This window comes from Dyadobacter sp. SRI_021 (assembly GCF_057586235.1).
The window spans coordinates 22,004-40,525 of sequence record NZ_JBYCZM010000017.1; the positions used below are offsets into that span (position 1 = coordinate 22,004).

At 49.8% G+C, this 18,522-nt stretch carries 15 protein-coding genes; all 15 read left to right on the top strand.

Features of this window, described 5'->3' with window-relative positions:
- Window positions 1-38: 38 nt before the first annotated feature.
- The 15 genes from AC2YIT_RS30200 (at window position 39) to AC2YIT_RS30270 (ending at window position 18,520) form a co-directional block, all read left to right on the top strand.
- Window positions 39-1,370: a phage portal protein gene (locus AC2YIT_RS30200; RefSeq protein WP_487281654.1), complete on the top strand. Its 1,332-nt coding sequence runs from the start codon at window positions 39-41 to the stop codon at window positions 1,368-1,370.
- On the top strand, window positions 1,315-1,905 hold the full coding sequence (locus tag AC2YIT_RS30205; protein ID WP_487281655.1) for an HK97 family phage prohead protease: 591 nt from the start codon (window positions 1,315-1,317) through the stop codon (window positions 1,903-1,905). The genes AC2YIT_RS30200 and AC2YIT_RS30205 overlap by 56 nt, the downstream gene beginning before the upstream one ends.
- A 26-nt stretch (window positions 1,906-1,931) precedes the next feature.
- Window positions 1,932-3,245, top strand: coding sequence for a phage major capsid protein (locus AC2YIT_RS30210; protein ID WP_487281656.1), 1,314 nt, complete (start codon window positions 1,932-1,934; stop codon window positions 3,243-3,245).
- A gap of 59 nt (window positions 3,246-3,304) precedes the next feature.
- Window positions 3,305-3,499 carry a hypothetical protein gene (locus AC2YIT_RS30215; RefSeq protein ID WP_487281657.1) on the top strand — a complete coding sequence of 65 codons (195 nt, stop codon included), beginning with the start codon at window positions 3,305-3,307 and terminating at the stop codon, window positions 3,497-3,499.
- Window positions 3,496-4,047 carry a head-tail connector protein gene (locus tag AC2YIT_RS30220; RefSeq protein WP_487281658.1) on the top strand — a complete coding sequence of 184 codons (552 nt, stop codon included), beginning with the start codon at window positions 3,496-3,498 and terminating at the stop codon, window positions 4,045-4,047. The genes AC2YIT_RS30215 and AC2YIT_RS30220 overlap by 4 nt, the downstream gene beginning before the upstream one ends.
- Window positions 4,037-4,417 carry a hypothetical protein gene (locus AC2YIT_RS30225; RefSeq protein ID WP_487281659.1) on the top strand — a complete coding sequence of 127 codons (381 nt, stop codon included), beginning with the start codon at window positions 4,037-4,039 and terminating at the stop codon, window positions 4,415-4,417. The genes AC2YIT_RS30220 and AC2YIT_RS30225 overlap by 11 nt, the downstream gene beginning before the upstream one ends.
- Window positions 4,414-4,905 (top strand): hypothetical protein, encoded by a 492-nt coding sequence (locus AC2YIT_RS30230; protein WP_487281660.1) that lies wholly within the window; start codon window positions 4,414-4,416, stop codon window positions 4,903-4,905. Before AC2YIT_RS30225 ends, AC2YIT_RS30230 begins: the two co-directional genes overlap by 4 nt.
- Entirely contained in the window at window positions 4,905-5,291 is a 387-nt protein-coding gene (locus tag AC2YIT_RS30235) for a hypothetical protein (protein WP_487281661.1), read from the top strand. Before AC2YIT_RS30230 ends, AC2YIT_RS30235 begins: the two co-directional genes overlap by 1 nt.
- A gap of 24 nt (window positions 5,292-5,315) precedes the next feature.
- Window positions 5,316-5,765, top strand: coding sequence for a hypothetical protein (locus AC2YIT_RS30240; RefSeq protein WP_487281662.1), 450 nt, complete (start codon window positions 5,316-5,318; stop codon window positions 5,763-5,765).
- Between the two features lie 65 nt (window positions 5,766-5,830).
- Window positions 5,831-6,250 (top strand): hypothetical protein, encoded by a 420-nt coding sequence (locus AC2YIT_RS30245; RefSeq protein WP_487281663.1) that lies wholly within the window; start codon window positions 5,831-5,833, stop codon window positions 6,248-6,250.
- Between the two features lie 59 nt (window positions 6,251-6,309).
- On the top strand, window positions 6,310-6,582 hold the full coding sequence (locus AC2YIT_RS30250) for a hypothetical protein (RefSeq protein WP_487281664.1): 273 nt from the start codon (window positions 6,310-6,312) through the stop codon (window positions 6,580-6,582).
- The gene (locus AC2YIT_RS30255; protein WP_487281665.1) at window positions 6,572-9,241 is read left to right on the top strand and encodes a phage tail tape measure protein; all 2,670 of its coding nucleotides are present in this window, start codon (window positions 6,572-6,574) and stop codon (window positions 9,239-9,241) included. Before AC2YIT_RS30250 ends, AC2YIT_RS30255 begins: the two co-directional genes overlap by 11 nt.
- 344 nt (window positions 9,242-9,585) lie before the next feature.
- Entirely contained in the window at window positions 9,586-14,130 is a 4,545-nt protein-coding gene (locus AC2YIT_RS30260; protein WP_487281666.1) for a hypothetical protein, read from the top strand.
- Between the two features lie 13 nt (window positions 14,131-14,143).
- Complete coding sequence (locus AC2YIT_RS30265) at window positions 14,144-15,343, top strand: hypothetical protein (protein ID WP_487281667.1); 1,200 nt, start codon at window positions 14,144-14,146, stop codon at window positions 15,341-15,343.
- Between the two features lie 3 nt (window positions 15,344-15,346).
- Window positions 15,347-18,520 (top strand): hypothetical protein, encoded by a 3,174-nt coding sequence (locus tag AC2YIT_RS30270; RefSeq protein WP_487281668.1) that lies wholly within the window; start codon window positions 15,347-15,349, stop codon window positions 18,518-18,520.
- The last annotated feature ends 2 nt before the right edge of the window (window positions 18,521-18,522 follow it).

The following is an 18,522-nucleotide window of genomic DNA, read 5'->3' on the forward strand; positions in this document are numbered from 1 at the left end:
GTAGGGTTTTGTAATTTTCCGGTCAAATCATTACTTCGTTGGCAAACTGGATTACAAATCTCATCGGAAGAGGCGCGTTCGTGCCTAAGCCAGCCATTGAAATCGTCCCCATCGCTGAAAAACGGTCGGTTCTGGCTTCAACTGCTGATTCTGCTGATGTGTTTTTGCAAAAACTTGGACTTAACTCATTGCGTGTCCATGTTACAGCGAGCAATGCGATGGGTATAGCCGCCTTTTATGGGTGTGTAAAGTTCATCAGTAATCAAATTGCGAGCCTGCCGTATAATGTATACCGTTCGACCGGAAAGCGAGGTGCTGAAAAACAGTACAAGCATCCGTTAAACTTTGTTTTAGAGACTCGATTTAATAAAAATATGGGGCCGCTCGTGGCTCGAAGATCGATGCTCTTAAACTGCCTGGTTCATGGGTGGTCAGTTTCGGAAATCAAGCGGGACATTAACCGAAGGACCGTCGGAATCATCCCGTATCCGTGCAGCCAAGTGTATATTTTGCATGATATAGCTTCCGATAGCTACTTTTTTGAGATTCCGCATTTGAATAAGCGCCTTTCTCAGGATGATGTCATTTTCTTGAAGGATTTGGACTTCGATGGCGCGAAAGGGACTTCAATTATCACATGGCAGTCCAAAACCATCGAAATCGACCTGACAACCAAGGAGCACGCGCAACAGTTTTTTGCAAATCGTACGTTTATGGGCGGCTTTTTGCGCCACCCTGCCGTCGCGAACGTAAAGGACGAAAAGGCGGCCAAGGTTATCAAAGAAAGGGTGAACGACGCACTTTTGGAGGACGGATTGGCAGTTTTGCCGCCTGATGTGACCTACGAGCCAATGGGTATGTCTCCAAATGATTCTCGGTTGTTGGAGATTTTTAACATGTCATCAAAGGACATTCACAAAATGTTCAATCTGAGCCCATCGATGACAGGCGATCCGGATGTGCAAAGCTCATGGGGAAGCGGAGTAGAGCAGATGTATATCATTCTGACCAACTCGGTCCTTATTCCAATCGCGAGACAAATCGAGGAAGAGGTTAACTATAAGTGCTTCCGAACGGATGAATTGGAGGAGGGATATTACACCAGTCACAATTTTAAAGGTTTGTTGCGAGGTGATTTTAAAACGCAGTCGGAGCATATCTACCGAATGGTAACAGGAGGGGTTTACATGCCAGATGAAGGCCGCGCATATGACGATAAGGGCCCATTGCCGAAGGGAACAGGCGCAAGGGCATACATGAATGGTTCAATGACCCCACTCGATATTATCGATGAGGTAAAAACTTCAAAAAAGAATGGAAACAAGGGTTCTTCCGCAGGAGCTGAGCGAGGTAAGAGCGATCAAGAATGATGAAGGGGTTTGGCATATCCCAGGGAAAGCAATTGTTTTCAATCAGCGTTCCCGCAAAATCGGCTGGTTCTATGAGGTGATTGATTCGAGAGCTTTGGAAGGCGCACGTATCGACGACGCAATTTCCTGCTTTAACCACAATACGAGCATTATTCTGGGATCAGTTCGTAATCAGACTACGAGCTACAACATTACTCCTGGTGCGATGGAATACGATATCCTTCCTCCTGACAACCAGCACACGCAGGATGTAGTAATTGCACCAATTGTACGCCGAGACGTCACCGGTAGCTCCTTCATGTTCAATGCGGCGAGAAAGGGCGACGAATGGGTTGAGGAGGATGGTATCTATGTTCGGTATGTCAAAAAGATCGAGGAAGTGTTCGAGTTCGGGCCCGTCTCCATGCCAGCTTACATGAATACTTCCACGGAGATTGCCAAGCGCTCGTTTGATGACTTCATCAAGGAGCATAAACAACAAGAAATAGCTTTCAGAAGTCAGTTTGCTAAGATGCAGCTGATGCTTTTACGATAATTTTCAATTCATCAATAAACTACAAAATGGCAAAAAAAACGCTTAAAGAGTTGCTGGATGAGCGCGCGGCTAAGGCCGAGGCGGCTGAGACAGCTTCCAAGGTCGGGGATGCCGAAAACCGGAACCTCACCCCAGAGGAATTTAAAACGTTCGAGGACCTGACAGGAGAAATTCGGGCGTTGGATGTGCAAATTGATCAAGCGAGAGCGATTGAATCTTTTCAAGCTGGCCGCGCACAAGGTTTTCCTGGTGGCGGAGAAGAAGGCAACCGCGATACATCGAAAGCTGATCAGAGAGCTTTGGCAGGTTTTAACCTGAACCGTGCCCTTTTAGCGAAATTGGAACAACGCGCACTGGATGGTGTTGAGGCCGAAGTTGCTAAAATGGGAGAAGAACGTGCAATCGATGCAGGTTTGGAGCTTACCGGAAACAGTATCGTCGTTCTTGATTCTGTGTTCGAAAAACGCGGTCAGACAGTAACCGGACAAACAACCAACCCAGGAGACCAGGGTGGTTTGCTGGTTGAAAAAGACCTGCAAGGGCTTTTGGGCTTGATCCAGGCTGATACTTTCCTGGACAAAGTAGGTGCGTGGTTTATGACTGGACTGAAAGGTGATATCGTATTCCCTGTTCAGGAAACAGCACCAGCCATCCAGGAATTGACGGAAATCGAGCAAATGAACGATACGGAAATTCTGTTCAGTTCGATGGAAATGAAGCCCACTCGCCGCGGGACGACCGTGCCGATTTCGCTTCAAACTTTGCGTCAAACTTCGATTGAGATGCAGAACACCGTTTTGACTGCCATTTCCGAGGCTCTCGCACAGAAAATGAATGCGGAAGCCATTGCGACGCTATTGACCATCATCAATTCGGCCAACGGTAACTTATTGGCGCTTGGTGCCAATGGCGCTGTTCCAACTTACAACGACATCGTTGCGCTCGAAGGCCTTGTTGACAGCTTCAACCACAACAAAGGCGTGCCGAAGTACTTGACAAACACAAAAGTACGGTCAAAACTGAAAACGACTCAGATTTTCACCGGAACAAATGGCGCACCGGTTTGGAGCCCTGACAACGTATTGAACGGTTATCCTGCAATAGTTTCCAACATCGTTCCTTCGAACTTGACCAAAGGCACCGCCAACAATGCATCTGCGATCATCTTCGGAAACTTCCGTGATTTCCGTGTGGGTATGTGGGGTGGAACCGAGTACATCATCGACCCATACACCCAGAAAAAGAAAGCGCAGATTGAGGTTACAGCGAATGCGTTCTGGGCAATGAAGGCGGTCCGTAATAAGTCGTTCGCGGGTATCAAAGATGCCCTGACGGCCTAATCGAGGCTTGTGATATTGTATAACCGGGCCGTTTTCGGCGGCCCACATCTATAAAAGTAATGGCAGAACAATCAAAAGAGACGTCGGAGGCAAAAGCGGTCGAAGCTACGTCAGAATACAAAGGCAAAACCAAACAGGTCGAGATCATTAAGTTTCATCCTTTGATAGCTCACGAAGTTGGCGAGACGCCAATTTTGACCGAGGAAAAGGCCAACGAATTGATCGAGAAAAAGTACGCTAAGGCTCTGAAATGAACACCTATCCGGTATTAAAAGCGAAGTACACCTCTTCGCCTGTCACTGTTGAACAGGCGAAGAATTGGCTTCGTCTTGATATTCCGGATTTCACCGAGGATGATGCAAAAATTCAGGATCTGATCAACGCGGCTGTAAGCTATGTGGAGAAAGAGTGTAATTTGTCGCTGGGCGTATCTACCTACGAATGGTACACTGATTATCTCCCATGCAAATTTGCTGATACGTTCAATGTAGCCAGTATTGCCAGTATCGAACAAGAAATTGACGAAAATTTCACGTCGATCGCCGCAACGGAATACAAGCTCATTCCTACGAGTGAAACCACCTCTCGAATCAGGTGGAAATCATCATTCAAGGCAACAGGTAGCTTATTTCGAACAACTTTCACTGCCGGTTACGATGATGGAAAGATACCGCCCAGGCTATTACAGGCTGTTCGGGCACTCATCGCGGAATGGTACGACGACCCCGGCGACTATGTACGTGAAAAAAAGACAATGGCCGACCGCCTTCTTCAACCTTACGTGATAGCTTATGCGGGATAGAAGAGAAAGACGTAGAGGCCTGGGAAGGTATGATAGGCGCGTGCAGCTGATTCGTCCCGTCAACGTCGTAAATGAATATTATGAGCCGGGAACCGGTCAAGAGGTTGTTTATGACAAATATCCGGCCCATAAGCTCGAAAAGGCTTCCGCTCAGGACAATGAAAATTCGAATCAGCGGGTGATTTCTATCCTGTCGGTGGATTGGGACTTGCGGTTTATACCATCGCTCATCAGGGATAAAGATAAGACAATCAACAATACCTGGATTCTCAAAGACCTTACCGATAACCGGACCTACAAAGTTGTGGCGCCGGCATCTGAAATTGGCCGCGGTGATGGCATTCTTATAAAAACTGAACTGGTAGAATGATCAAGATAGATGCAGAAGATTTGAAAATGCTCGCCAGAGGCTTGGACGCTTATCAAAGCATGATGCCGAAAACTGTGGCCAGCTCCGCCTTGCGAAGGTCAGTTCGCCCAATGTTTCAGGCGGCTCGACGTCTCGCGCCGAAAGGCAAGGTGAAGTCGAGTGAAGGGTGGGGAAAATATAAGGGGCCTGAGTACGCACGCGGCGGGGTTACCCGCAGGGATGTTCGAACGAAAATGGTACCTGGTGTCGCCGGCGAAAGTGCCCGGGCGGTAATTGGCGTATCGAAGAAGAAAGGGAAGGTAGGTTGGAGAACACACTTTATTACTCAGGGCTTTACTGATCGTGGTGGCCGGTTCCACAGTGGCAAGAACTTCCTGGAAGATGCTTTTGAGTCCACTATCGGGGCTGTCCGGGACAATTTTGGGAAAGAGGTTTTGCTTTCGTTTCAAAAATGGGCCAGAGGGGTCCTGCCAAAGGGTAAGTACTGATGATCACGAAAGCATTTTTGGATAAGCTGCATTCCACGCCGGAAGTTTCTCAATTGGTAGGTGCCCGCATTCAGCCCAATTTCATCAAGAAAGGAACGGTTCTGCCCGCGGTGTATGTGCTTTCTGACCGAATGGAAAAGCAGGCTTGCTATGATTCGCAGGGTACGCATACAGGCATTATAGAGATAGGAGTTCACGCGAACAGCTATATAGAAGCTCAAAACATCGTTGACGCAATTCGCGAGACGCTCGATGAATTTAGCGGTACGGTGAGCAATGTCGGCATCGTGATCATGAATGGGCAGGTACTTGGAGACAACTCCGACGAAAATACGGAAGCACATATTAAAATAATTGAATACGAAGCGATTGCAGAACGAAAGTAATTCATCAATAAACCATAATAAATTATGCCAGCAAGAGACATATCCACCGTAAGGGGTAATGAAACCACGATGGCGGTGGACAAAGCGGATAACGACAATTTCGTGGTTATCAAATGTGCTACGGACATCAATATGTCCAGTGAACTCGAACAGCTGGAAGCGAACTGCTACGGCGGCAACGAAATTCTGATTTCTGGAAACGATCCGATTCCGGCTTTTACGCTGAACGGCATTGTGAAGGAATATCCCGCCGCTGAAAAAGCCACCAACGTTTCCGGTAACGATTTGGAGGACTGGCACCTTACAAAGGTGGTAAAAGATTTCAAGTATGCCCGGGGAATGACTGGCGACCGTGTCCGAAGCTTCAAGGGATTTGTTTCCGCATACGGGGAGGCAGGTACCGCGAACGGACTGCAAACATACAGCGCGACCATTTCGGCAATGCAAAAAATCACCATCACCGAGGCCCCGTAAGCCAATTTCACTTCATCAACAATCAAGCGAGGTTCGGAAACGGGCCTCGTTTAAACTAAATCGTTATGTCAAAGAAATCAACCACAAAGGCGCAGGCTCAGGTGGAGCCGGAAAAGCTCGATGTTATCAAAGCGCCAACCATGTTCAATATCGGACTGGCCGGGCAATCCTATAACGTCTTTTTCGGGACCAAAGCTTTCATTCGGATCATGGAGGAGCGGCCAACGCTTACTACCTGCTTCGATGTAATGAATGAAATGGTCGCCATTGAAGCGATCCCGTTCTTAATACACTGCGCAATCCGTCCACAGGACCGGACGTGGAAAAGCTTTGATGAATTCCTTGACTTGTACGATGAATGCGAGGATACGGAAGCGATCGCAATGGTTCTTCCCGGTTACCTGAGCGCATGCGGATCGGTCGTAAAAAAGATAACTCCCGCACTCGTCGCAATCGAAAAACTAAACGAAAGCGGGACGAAGTAAAATTTGATCCCGACGACTGGTACCGGGGCGCGGGACTTATGGGCCTGGCTCCCTCTGAATTGGATGCAATAACCCCGTACCAGTTTACCCTACTGCGGGAGGGATTCAATCAGCGCCAAAAGATTGAAAATGATCGATCGAGATACATCGCCTATTGGGTGTATAAGATGGCCGGCAAGGTCGTGGAGAAGCCAGTTTCGGTTGAGCAGTTCCTAAACCCGACTGAAACTGACATGACGATGGATTTGGAAAAATTCATCGAGGAGAAATTCACACCGGAGGCAATGGAGCAGTACGACAGAATATTTAATCCGAAGAAATATGCAACCTAGCGTTGGGGCAACCAACATACGAGTAGGCTCGTCAATTCAAGGATTGCTCGACGGTATGAAGCGGGCATCCGCAGCAGTCCGTTCCACTGTTTTTGAGATCAATAACAAACTTACCGACAGCTACAAACGTGCAGCCAAGGAACAAGCTGTGTTCCGAGGAGGCTTATCGAAATTGAGCGGGGATCTGACAGACATTAGCAAGAAAATGGCTATCGTCGGCGGACTCCCCGCGCTTTTTGCAGCTGGTAAAGCTTTCAAGGACTACGCTGAACTTCAAAAGCTTCAACGCGGTCTGGAACGTTACGGCGAGTCGCTTCGCGAGCTGGCCAAATTGCCAAACATTGGGATTTTCGACGGCGCGAAGGCTTTGATCGGCATGAAAGCTATGAAGCTCAATAGCGACCTGGCTACCCGGTCGTTGAAGGCCTTTGCCAATGCTATTACTGATGCCGGCGGTTCGGCGGTTGACCTGGAACCGGCACTCATTAACCTGAACCAGTTTGTTCGTGGCCGTCACATCAACCAGGTTGATCTTCGACAATTGGCAACTCGTATGCCTCAAACATACGACGCGATGGAGACTGCATTTGGCACCACTGATGTGGAGAAGCTGAATGCCAAAATGCAGAGCATCGGCGTCACTGCCTTCATCGACAAGTTTGTAACCGAGCTTGAAAAGATTCCTTTTGCCGGTGGGGGCGCAGCCAACGCTATGGAGCAGTTGAGCGACGCTACAACATTTGCATCTGCCGCGCTGGGTGAGGGTGCAGACAACGCGTTTGATATCACCGGAAAGATATCCGGATTAACCACGATCTTGGACAACCTTACATCGAACTTTCAGGCCCTCACTCCCGAAGCCCAAAAATCAATCTTTACCCTTGGCGCTTTGGCCGTGGGTATGCCCGCTTTGATAGGATCCGTAGGTGGGCTAATCAAACTTTTGCCACTCCTTGCAACTGGCTTTGGCTTGATATCCGGCCCGATAGCTGCAACCATTGCGGTCGTAGGGGTAGCGGCAGCAGCCATCATCACGAATTGGGACTCGGTCAAGAAATTCCTAACGGACTCGACATGGTGGACAACACTCACTGGACTTGGGAGTTCAGCCCTACGGATATTGATGGAGTCTTTCAAAGTCGTTCTGAACCTGATTCAAGGTGACTGGTCGAACCTTTGGAAGGCAATTGTCAATATTGGCAAAAATGCCGCCAACCTGGTTGTAGATACCTTGGGAGGACTCGTAAAAGGGGCTCTCGGCTTGTTTGGGACCTTCAACGAGGCATTGGGTTTTGAAGCGATTGGCAAGGGCGTGAGCTCGGCTGTGAAATACGTTGACGGGCTGACCCAAAAATTCCGCTTTGATGTGCCTGACTCATTCTCGGCTGCTGGCAAAGCAATCGATGGGGTGAAAGGGGCAATGAGTAAGCTGGGCGGTGAAGCGGCCGACCTGGCCCCTGCCGCTGGCGATGCTGCCGAATATTATGAGAAGATGTCAGAGTCCGCCTTCAAAATCTGGCAGATCGATCTCGCTGGTAAATGGGCAGAAGAGCGCGACGCATTAAAGCAGAAAATAAAAAGCTACAAGGAGCTGATTGGCGTGACCGCCTCGTTGTCCGCCGAGCAGTTGAAATTCAGGTCGCTAGAAATTCATGACAAAAAGCCACAGCTGGGCGATACAGTAGACGACGGCCGAAATCGGGCCAAAGCCTACGGCGCCGCGTTAATGGATTCCAGGCTAAAAGCAACTCAGGACGCAATTGCAAAATCTTCTGCCAAGTATTTCGGTGCTGGCAATCTGCAACTGGATGCCGCGGTTGATCTGAATTCAATGTTCGGCTCAGTGTTTGACCTGGATTCGGCAAAGGAATATTTCAAGGGTTTTGCAAAAGCTGCCGACGAATCTCTCACTCAGTACGCGGACCGGCTCCGAATGATCCTGAGCGTGACAGCTCAATTCAAGGATGCATTCGGATCGGCGTTCAATCTGGAAGATGCGAAGAAGTTCTTTAAAGAGCTCCCCAAGGCTGCAAACATGTCGGGTGAAAAGTATTCGGAATCGACCCAGAGAATGGCGGCGGCCACGGTCCAACTGAACCAGGCTTTCAATGACGCATTCAAAGATGCCGCTCGCGATGCGGCCGTTTCGTCTGGTGAGCTGATCGGCAACCTGATGACTGGCGCGGGAGGGATCGAGGATTTCGGCAAGCGTGTACTTGGCACTCTGTCAAGCCTGCTCAAAGATATGGGTAAGGCGCTTATTGCATCGGGTACCGCGGGGATAGCGCTGAAATTGTTCGCGAAAGTGCCAGCGGCCGCGGTGGCTGCGGGTATTGCACTCGTTGCCCTCGGTCAGGCAACCCAAAACAAAGTAAATAACCAGGTAGGCAAAGCAATACCCAAATTCGCAACAGGGGCCGCTGTTTATGGCCCAACAACTGCTATCGTTGGGGATAACCCTAATGCCCGTCACAATCCGGAGCTCATTGCGCCGGCATCGAAGGTCGATCACTATATCGAGAAAAGCATCAAAAAGCATGGCGGCGGCGGTGACGGCGGAAGTAATGTTTTCATACCAGAAGTGAGGCTTCGCGGCGAAGACATTTACGTCTCGTTCAAACGAACAGAGAAAAGGAACAAGGCAATCTACGGAGGATAATGGGATTAAAATATTTCACCAAGTATCGGGATTCTTTTGGAGATACAAGGGAAGTTAGATTTTTCAAAGACGGATTCGAAGGCGAGCCTATCGAGTGGATTAGTGAGCGTGGCGCGGTTCGATATACAAGGGGTGGATCAGACGGATTCTTTCCCGACCAGCCCATTATTGCCTCGCAAGCTCAAATTGGCCTGATTTTAAAGGAACGCTACGACCTGACCGAATTTGCCACGAACAGGAAAACCTTCTATGTTGAAATAGTAGATACAATATTTAACCGAGTTGTTTGGAGCGGATGGATTGAGCCTTGGGACGCTCGGCACAATTACCAAAAACCGCCCTTCGTGGTCAATCTTACTGCGAGCTGCGGATTAGCACACCTTTCGAAAAAGAAGTACGCAAACCCTGACACCACCTTCAAGAAAACCGGATTGCAGATCATTCAGGACTGCCTGGCTGTGATCGGCCGTGACGACCTTCCTATTCGGCTTTCGACCCACATGTATGAGAATAGCTTTACGGGAGATAGCAGGTTGGGGCTCACATCGTTTGAGGAAAACACATTCAGGTACTATGATGACAATGGGGAAGCGCTCTATTGCGACGTCATCGTGAACAATATCCTGAACCACTTTGACGCTGAGATAACTCAGTGGAATAATATGTGGGTGATAGTTTCCATTGTCGATAAGTCCACGGCTTTTGATACCTCTTATCTTGATCTTTCCCCTTCGCCACACCCAATGGCATGGCCCGGGACGTTTGTCGTAAATGGCGACATTTCCAAGTCGCTCGATGGTGGACAGATCAGGATTTTGCCGCCAATTAATAAATATCGGACCGAGATCGACTTCGGTCAGCAAATGCCGTTTTTCGAGAATGGCAACATGATCATTTGGAATGAGAATGGACTCGTCGGATGGGACTTTACGCACATGCCGAAAGGAAATCCGGGATGGGAACAGTACGGCCTTGGCGGAGAGAGTAGCAAATCCATTCTGAAAGTCAATGGTAAGGCTCCGCAGCCGTATCGGAAGCGCAAGAAGGTAGGACTGTTTAAAAAGCTGACGAACCAGGCGATCAATATCGCTATTGCCGGAACGGGTGCGGTTGGAGCTCTCTTCAACAAGCCCGTACTGAAAGGATCATGGTATGACGTTGAGCCATCAGAATGGATTGAAAGTCCAGGAGGGACAATTTCAAAGGCAGACAAAAGCGTAACGATAACCTTCGAATACGAGACTGAGGCGTTTTCTTCTGACTTACTGATTGCTATAAGAGTGCCTGTTACATTGCCCGACGGTTCGATTCGAAACTTTTGGGTAGATTCTAATTCAAACCCTGCCCAGGCTGGCTCTGACAAATCAAGTTGGAGCTTGGATACCAATTATCACATAATTCGCGTGCCGCCGGTTGATCGAGGAAGTCTGATCAACAAAGGCGAGATTAACGCTTCCAGCAATCCGAATTATCCAGCCGCGAGCGCGCCAAACTGGACTTGGGCAATTACAGGAGTTCCCGCGGGCGAATATAGAAAGATTGGTGGAGTGAACGGGGTGATCGTTGAGAATGGCGATTTGGTGATTGCCCGGGTAGCGAACGCGGGCGGTACGCAGGAGGCAGTAGGTGGCAGCTTCGAAGTGATCAGCGTCCGAAATAATACCAAGCAGGGCATTTTTAGTTGTACGGTGGCTCTCAGCAGCACATTTCTTACTACAAATCTCAGCGTTCCCTATCCAGATAAAGTCTACGTCCGTTTTTACAAAATGGCTGACGATGAAGGCAAGCCGGGGGATTGGTACAAGATTTACAATTTGAAGGGCGAGCTGGAAGGTTTTGTTGCGTCGAACGAGTCGTCCAAATATGCAACCACGTTGGAGCGAGGGGACGTAACAGACGAAGAGGCCGACACGATTAGCCTGATAAGCGGAGACTTTACACCTTGGTATGTTGGGGCTTGGACACGTCCCGGCAGTAACGAAGTTACTTCTTCGTGGAGGCGCAGGCCAAACCTGAACGAGGCGCTTTCGATTTACCGTGCCATGATGAAAGACCGGCTTTGCATGACTACAAAGCCTCTGACTGTTTTTGAAGGGAAGATATTCCTTTTGCCTGGCGATGGGTATGTACATTATTTGCACAGACTCTATTTCGAAGATCAGGACAAATATTTCCGGATCGTCCGCTTTTCTTATGATGATTCCCAAAAAGAGGCTGATGTTACGGCGGTTGAGATTCGGTACGAGGAAATTCCAGATTCTGAATTAAAGCAAGATTCATACATCCCAGGATCAAGGCAATTGAACACAGTTCCTGGCCAGGGTGACGGAATTTATCCGAGCAAGCAAGACAGCACGAACGGCCGGATCAATGCCGAGGATACGCCATTGACGGGCGAGGAAGTATTGGAAGCTATCCAGGCGGTAGGCAGAACGGGTGCATTGTTTGAAGATATCACGCCGCTGACATATGTAGCCGGCGTTGAAAGCGAGGATTCGATCGACCTTCACGATTTCATTTCCGAGGCGTTCACTGAATACGAGGAGGACCTGGAAGAGGAGGATAAAACCGACTTTTCGACGCTGACCTTCAAAATCGTTTCGAAGCCTACGTGGGTTAGTGCTGTCGATGTTGAGAACCTGGTCGTAACCGCAACTGCCCTGGCGCCAAAGTCAGGCTCGTTCTTTATTGACTTCGAGGCATACGACCCAACGGATCCGGAAAATGCGATCCCTATCCGCGTTCCGGTCCTGGTCGAGGAAAATGCGGATTACGTCGAGACATGGCCGCCGGAGTTCGAATCGTTCCCGGTTTTAAGTTTCGTGCTGGATAAGCTGACAACAACAGGCTTTAATTTTCGGGATTACATGCCCGATGGCCACAAGCTTTTACAGTACCGCTTTTTCTCCGTGCCCGAATGGATTACAGCGCGTAGCGTAGTGAATGATGACTTTTCGATCACCGGCCAGCCGCCGATTATTGAGAAGCGTCAAATCACGGTCGAAATATGGGATGGCGTAGCAGAGCACCGTCCGTATACCGACGAGATTACCCTGCAAGTTATTGAGGCAACCGAGATCACCGGCGAGCTGATGGATACTTCGGCGGGCGATGCCAAAATAGGCGACCTGCCGGGCGCTTTTGAGGTAGTGCCGCAATGGGATACCCCTATCATGGTGAAAGGCCTTCACGACCGAGTTTTGATAAAAATAACCGGGGGCGGTGATTTGGGCGACGAGTTGAATATCACCAAAGATTTCCCGTTATCCAGTCCTGCCGAGGAGGGTATTTATAGGCCTTTCGCCGATATCAGCGGAACTACGGCGGGAGTGGGGCAATACCTGATCGAGGTGACCGCATTCCTTGGCGAGAACGAAACAGTTCAACCGCTGGACCTGACGCTTTACGATGAGGAGTATCTGGCAAAAATGCATAAGTTCCTTATCAAGGCAGGTACCCAGGTGGGCGAGATTGCGCCCGATGGCAGCACGTCGTTTGTGTATCCAGGCGCGGCCAACCTTCGCGCGGTTGTGGCTGATCTCGACTTTGACGAAATATATCTCTCCGTCGAAAAAGATGGTGTGATCGTTGGCGTTGAAAAACACTTGACTGGACTTGACCCGCTGGTTGATACAAGCTTCGATGTGTTCGACGATGATACCGAGTTGGAGGCTGGCGTATATACATTTCCGGTACGACTTTTGAAGGTTGGTGTAGATGTTTTTAAACGGACGGACAAGTTCACGATCGAGTCGAAAGATGCAGAGCCGCAGCCGCTTTTGTCGCTGGCTACTTTTGCGCCTGGAACGACCAACGCGACAATTATCGCGGAAAGTATTCCTTTGAAGGGTTCCGAGTATGATCTTGTTCCTTGGACGCTGGTATTTAACGGTTTTGGCCCGGGCGTGGAATGCGTTACAGGTGAGTGGGAATTGGACTTTCTGCGGGGCGGTGCATTCGCTGAGGTAGACCTGGAACAGTTTACGGGATATCCCCAAAAGTTTGCTTATACGTCAGGGAAAACCCTTATATTTGGCAACAAATCATCTTTGAAAATCGGGGACATTCATCAGGCGCCTTCCCGCGTGCTGGCGAAGTTTATTGGCCGTGATGCCGACGGGAAAATCGTAGGCATCGCCCAGGCCGATTTTGGCTTTCGCGTTGCGCTGGATCCGGAAGACTATTCAGGCCTCCGGTTCCTGACATGGCCGGTAGGTAGCGAAATGACACTTATTGACGCCAACGTTCCGAAAACCGGACGTCAATACCTCATGCCTCCTGCGGGATCATGGTGGACTGTCTCAGCTCGCAGCTTCGGCGGCGCTGAGTTTGACGCTGTTAAAGTCATGCTTTCCAAAATAGTAGGAGGTATCGAGGAGGTCTGTTGGGTTTTTGGCTCGGACTACATCGTTTATCACAATGTGGGCAGCGTGGTTACGGAGCTTACGGCAGATGATAAGGCCTACATTTTCGGAATGGATACGGACGGCGACAAAGTTCGGGTCGTATTTCGTGTAGGGGATCATGCCGAAATGCCGCTCGACGGAACGGCGGGGCTCGGATTCTGGAAAATTACGATGATCGCTTACCTGGCAACGGTCGAGGTAGCGACGCTTTCAGCAACAATTGAGCTGATCGAGGATGTAGAGCCGCCTATTAAAGATTGCTGTGCATGCGACTGCGAGGGCGAAGCATCCGAGCAATTGGAATTCCAATTCAATTCGCCCGCTGAGGAGTGGATCGTAACGCATAACCTAAACAAGAAGCCTGATCCTCTGATTCTGATCGGCGGTAAGAAGGTAATGTCTGACGTGCAGTATATCGACAATGATGTTTTCAAAATTATTCATATCAAGCCACAAACTGGTTCTGTGTTAATTATATCATAATCAACAAACTAAGATGGAAATTTACAATAACCTTGATATGCAGCAGAACCAGATCATAAATGTGGTTCTGCATGCATTAGCTGTCCCCCCCAGCGCCCCGGTTGATGGTCAATTGTACTATAATACCAGTACCAAAATTACCTATCAATACGACGCGGTAGCTGCTGCGTGGAAGCCGCTAGGTGCTGGAAATGTCGTTGGTGGTGATGGGCTCGACGAGGTAACCGTTGGCGGAGTTACAACACTTTCCGTAAAGACGGATGGTGTAACCTTAGAAGTAGTGTCCGACGTGGTAAGGGTGAAAGATGGCGGTATTTCCGCTACCAAACTTGCCACTGATTCGGTAACTGCCATTAAAATTCTCAATGGCGCCGTGACCTTCGCGAAGATGCAAAACATCAACGCAATGACCGTAATAGGTCGGACGGCTGCCGGCGCGGGTGTTGCCTCGGAGATTACCCTGATCAATGATAACACGCTTGCCACGGCCACCGCTACCAATATTGCTACGGCGGCTTCAATAAAAGCTTACATCGATTCGCTGGTTGGGGGCCAAGGAAAACAAATTGGCGGGTTTGACGCGGCCACAGCTACAAACTTCCCAGGCACGGCAGCTACCAAAAAAGGGGATTATTGGTATGCAACATCAGCAGGGACGGTACAGGGGCAGAAATTCAACCCGGGTGATGTACTGATTGCCAATAAGGACAACCCATCGACAACCCTTGCTACCGACTGGATTTTCCTCGAAACGAACCGCGACCAGGCTACTGCTACCGTGTTGGGTCTGGTCATGCTTGCAACTGCTGCCGAGGTTCAGACAGGAACGGACGCAAACAAAGTTGTCACACCGTCCACGCTGAGTGCGCGGACCGCAACGGAAACTCGTACCGGTTTGATCGAGATTGCAACGCAGGCGGAAACCGATGCGGGCACGGACGACACCCGCGCAATCACTCCGTTGAAAATGGCTACCTACGTAGCGGCCAGGATCGCCGGCGGCGCATACGCTGCAACTATCGGGGACGGTACGGCCACGGCCTACACTGTCACACACAACCTGAATACGCTTGATGTTGTGGTGGAAGTCCGGAAAGTTTCTGACAATTCATCCGTCATCGTTGACAATCGCGCATCGACCGTTAACGCGGTGATTGTGACATTCGCCAAAGCTCCCGCCGCCGGCGCATTCCGTGTGATCATTAAAAAGTAAGCAATGGATTTTTTTAGCGACGCATATTTCGATAATGCTCTTACCGCCGCCTCCAAGATTCGGGCGGCGACAAGCTACGTCATGCTCGCGGTTGGCGTTGCTAATAGCGCCTACTCGAATGGTGCGTTTGAGGCATACACCCCGCCCGGAGCGTACACTGCTGGCGCCCGGCCTGGTATTGGGTTTCATGCGTCCGGCTCTTTCGGCACCTACCTTTATGCGCAGGCCGCTTCTGATCTCAGGCTGAGGACAGATGCAGGCCTTGATTATACATTATGGCATTCGGGTAATGCTCGGAGCGACGCACAGAACGATACGCGTTATTCTCAGCTTGGGCATACTCACGCAATCGGTGATGTAACCGGCCTGCAAGCCGCGCTCGATGCGAAAACCGGAGGTAGCGGCACGCCTGGGCGCTATGCAAAGTTTGCAACGAGCTCGACTTTTGCCGACAGCCTTTTGAGTGAATCGGGAATAAGCATTACCGCGAACGGCGGCGTGTTTGTTTCCGACGTCGCTCACAATCCAAACTTACGCGGTTATGGGTTGTGGGCTTCGGGGCTTGCCCGTTGGGGCATGGGTAAAGCGGGCACTGAATCGGGTTCAGATTCTGGCTCCGACTTTGTTTTGTGGGCTTACAATGATGGCGGCACTTTCCTACGCGAGCCACTTCGTATTTCTCGGGCGTCTGGCAACGCGACATTCTCGGGCACGATCGCGGTCAGCGGAGGCAATTCAACACAGTGGAACTCTGCCTTTGGGTGGGGTAATCACTCGGGTCTTTACGTTCCCCTCGCGCGCACCGTGTCCGCTGGCACTGGATTGACCGGCGGCGGGGCGTTGTCTGCAAATATTTCCCTGGCTTTCGATACCACTTACGGCGATGGAAGGTATGCAGCACTATCCCATACCCATACAATTGCAAACGTAACGGGTTTGCAGGCCGCACTCGACGCAAAGGTAACAGGAAGCGGAACGACCGGAAGGTTACCGAAATTCTCTGCATCGGCAACCTTGGCAGACAGTATCCTGAGCGAATCAGGAATTAGCATCACCGCTAATGGAGGGATTTTTGTTTCTGATACTCCAACCAACACCAACGTTCGCGGATACACAATTTTAAATGGTGGTCAAACGCGCTGGTCGTTTGGTAAGGCAGGTACTGAATCCGGCTCAGACTCAGGATCAGATTTCACTTTGTGGAGTTTTAATGACGCTGCGGCATTTTTGAGAGAGGCGTTGCGGATTTCCCGCGCAACAGGTAACGCGACATTTTCGGGAACAATTACGGCCAGTGGCGGCAATTCAGGAAACTGGAACACTGCATTTTCCTGGGGCAATCATGCGAGTGCCGGCTATGTTCCATCTACCCGCACGATCACAATCAACGGCACCGCTTTTGACCTTTCCGCGAACCGATCTTGGACTGTCTCGGGTGGTGTTGGAGGATCCGGCACGAACGGGTTTGTAACAAAATGGAATGGAGCAAACTTGACGGATAGCTCGATTAACGACTCTGATGCAAACTACTTGAACACGTCCAAGGGAATGAAATTTGGACAAGATGGATCCCGATGGTCACTAACCGCCGAGCCTAATCCCGGACAATCTTCCTTGATATTTTACAATCCGGCATTGAATGACGGGTATCAAATATCAGCAAGTCCTAGTGGCATGTCATTCGTACAAATTGGCGCCGGGTACATTATGTCGTTCCTTTCCAATAGAAATGTTCAGGTTACTCAGCAGTTGGAAATGCTCGTACCGACTGGAACCGCTCCATTTGTTGTAACCAGTACGACAATGAGCCCTAACCTTAACGCCGATATGGTGGACGGTTTGCACGCAAGTAGTTTTGCATTGGCTTCATCGTTATCCGGTTATGTGCCGACCACCCGTACCATTACTATCAATGGTACTACTCTTGACTTATCAGCTAACCGCTCATGGACAATTGCGGCAGGGATTGGAGGTAGTGCGACGACAGGACGGCTCCCGAAAATGGCTACATCAACGACGTTAACAGATAGTTTGTTAAGCGAATCGGGAATAAGTATAACTGCAAACGGCGGCGTATTTGTTTCGGATGTTGCTCACAATTCAAACGTACGCGGCTATGGACTATGGGCTTCCGGGGTTGTTCGATGGTCTTTTGGCAAGGCTGGCACCGAGTCGGGTTCGGATTCTGGATCTGATTTTGTTCTGTGGAGCTACAACGACGCAGGAACATTTTTACGGGAGCCTTTCAGGGTATCCAGAGCGACGGGCAACGTAACATTTACCGGAACGTTGACCGCATCCGGCGGTAACAGTACGCAGTGGAATGCAGCCGTGCCGAACAGCCGGACGATTACAATTAACGGTACAACTTTTGATCTAACAGCTAACCGATCTTGGACTGTGGCGGGAGGTGTAGGTGGAAGCGGAACTAATGGTTTTATTCCAAAGTGGAATGGGTCAGACCTGACGAATAGTTCGATTGACGATTCGAATAGTTCTTATATCAAGATTAACAAGGACTTCCGGGTTAACAACGACGGGTCTCGCTATTGGGTAGAATTCACCAGCAACACAAGTGCTGCTGGCCTGGCATTTTACAATCCTAGCGGATCATCAAGCTACGGTATGTATTTCGGGTCAGATGGACACTTCCTATTTCAGAGAGGCCCCAACCAACTAATGCGATTCACAAGCGGGAATAATGTTGAGTTTCTGAACGGCTCTGTTCCGTTTATCGTGAACAGTTCCACCACTGTCTCAAACCTGAGCGCGGATATGGTGGATGGCGTTCATGCGTCGAGTCTTGTCCAAACGAGCCGGACGCTTACGATTAATGGCACGACCTACGACCTATCAGCAAACAGATCCTGGACGATTTCGGGCGGAATTTCAGGAAGCGGCTCGACAAGCAAATTTACCAAATGGTCAGGCACAAATTCGGTGGCCGCTGTGGAAATGTATGAGTCGGGCAGTTGGATAGTAGTTGGATCAGAATCAACACGCAGGGATTTGATAATACAAGGGTCGCTCGTACCTAAGCAAATGACAACCTCTGAACTTGCCAGCTACTCGCCGGGCTTCTACGGTGCGCTTGTAGTGGTGACGGATGGCACCGAGGGGTTGTACAGAAGCAAAGACAATGGGTCGGGTGGGGTCACCTGGGTATTTGTAGGATAATC

Coding starts and splice junctions, on each gene's coding strand:
- AC2YIT_RS30245 (WP_487281663.1), top strand. CDS start 5,831: ATGTCAAAGAAATCAACCACAAAGGCGCAGGCTCAGGTGGAGCCGGAA.
- AC2YIT_RS30230 (WP_487281660.1), top strand. CDS start 4,414: ATGATCAAGATAGATGCAGAAGATTTGAAAATGCTCGCCAGAGGCTTG.
- AC2YIT_RS30270 (WP_487281668.1), top strand. CDS start 15,347: ATGGATTTTTTTAGCGACGCATATTTCGATAATGCTCTTACCGCCGCC.
- AC2YIT_RS30220 (WP_487281658.1), top strand. CDS start 3,496: ATGAACACCTATCCGGTATTAAAAGCGAAGTACACCTCTTCGCCTGTC.
- AC2YIT_RS30210 (WP_487281656.1), top strand. CDS start 1,932: ATGGCAAAAAAAACGCTTAAAGAGTTGCTGGATGAGCGCGCGGCTAAG.
- AC2YIT_RS30225 (WP_487281659.1), top strand. CDS start 4,037: ATGCGGGATAGAAGAGAAAGACGTAGAGGCCTGGGAAGGTATGATAGG.
- AC2YIT_RS30255 (WP_487281665.1), top strand. CDS start 6,572: ATGCAACCTAGCGTTGGGGCAACCAACATACGAGTAGGCTCGTCAATT.
- AC2YIT_RS30235 (WP_487281661.1), top strand. CDS start 4,905: ATGATCACGAAAGCATTTTTGGATAAGCTGCATTCCACGCCGGAAGTT.
- AC2YIT_RS30205 (WP_487281655.1), top strand. CDS start 1,315: ATGGAAACAAGGGTTCTTCCGCAGGAGCTGAGCGAGGTAAGAGCGATC.
- AC2YIT_RS30240 (WP_487281662.1), top strand. CDS start 5,316: ATGCCAGCAAGAGACATATCCACCGTAAGGGGTAATGAAACCACGATG.
- AC2YIT_RS30265 (WP_487281667.1), top strand. CDS start 14,144: ATGGAAATTTACAATAACCTTGATATGCAGCAGAACCAGATCATAAAT.
- AC2YIT_RS30215 (WP_487281657.1), top strand. CDS start 3,305: ATGGCAGAACAATCAAAAGAGACGTCGGAGGCAAAAGCGGTCGAAGCT.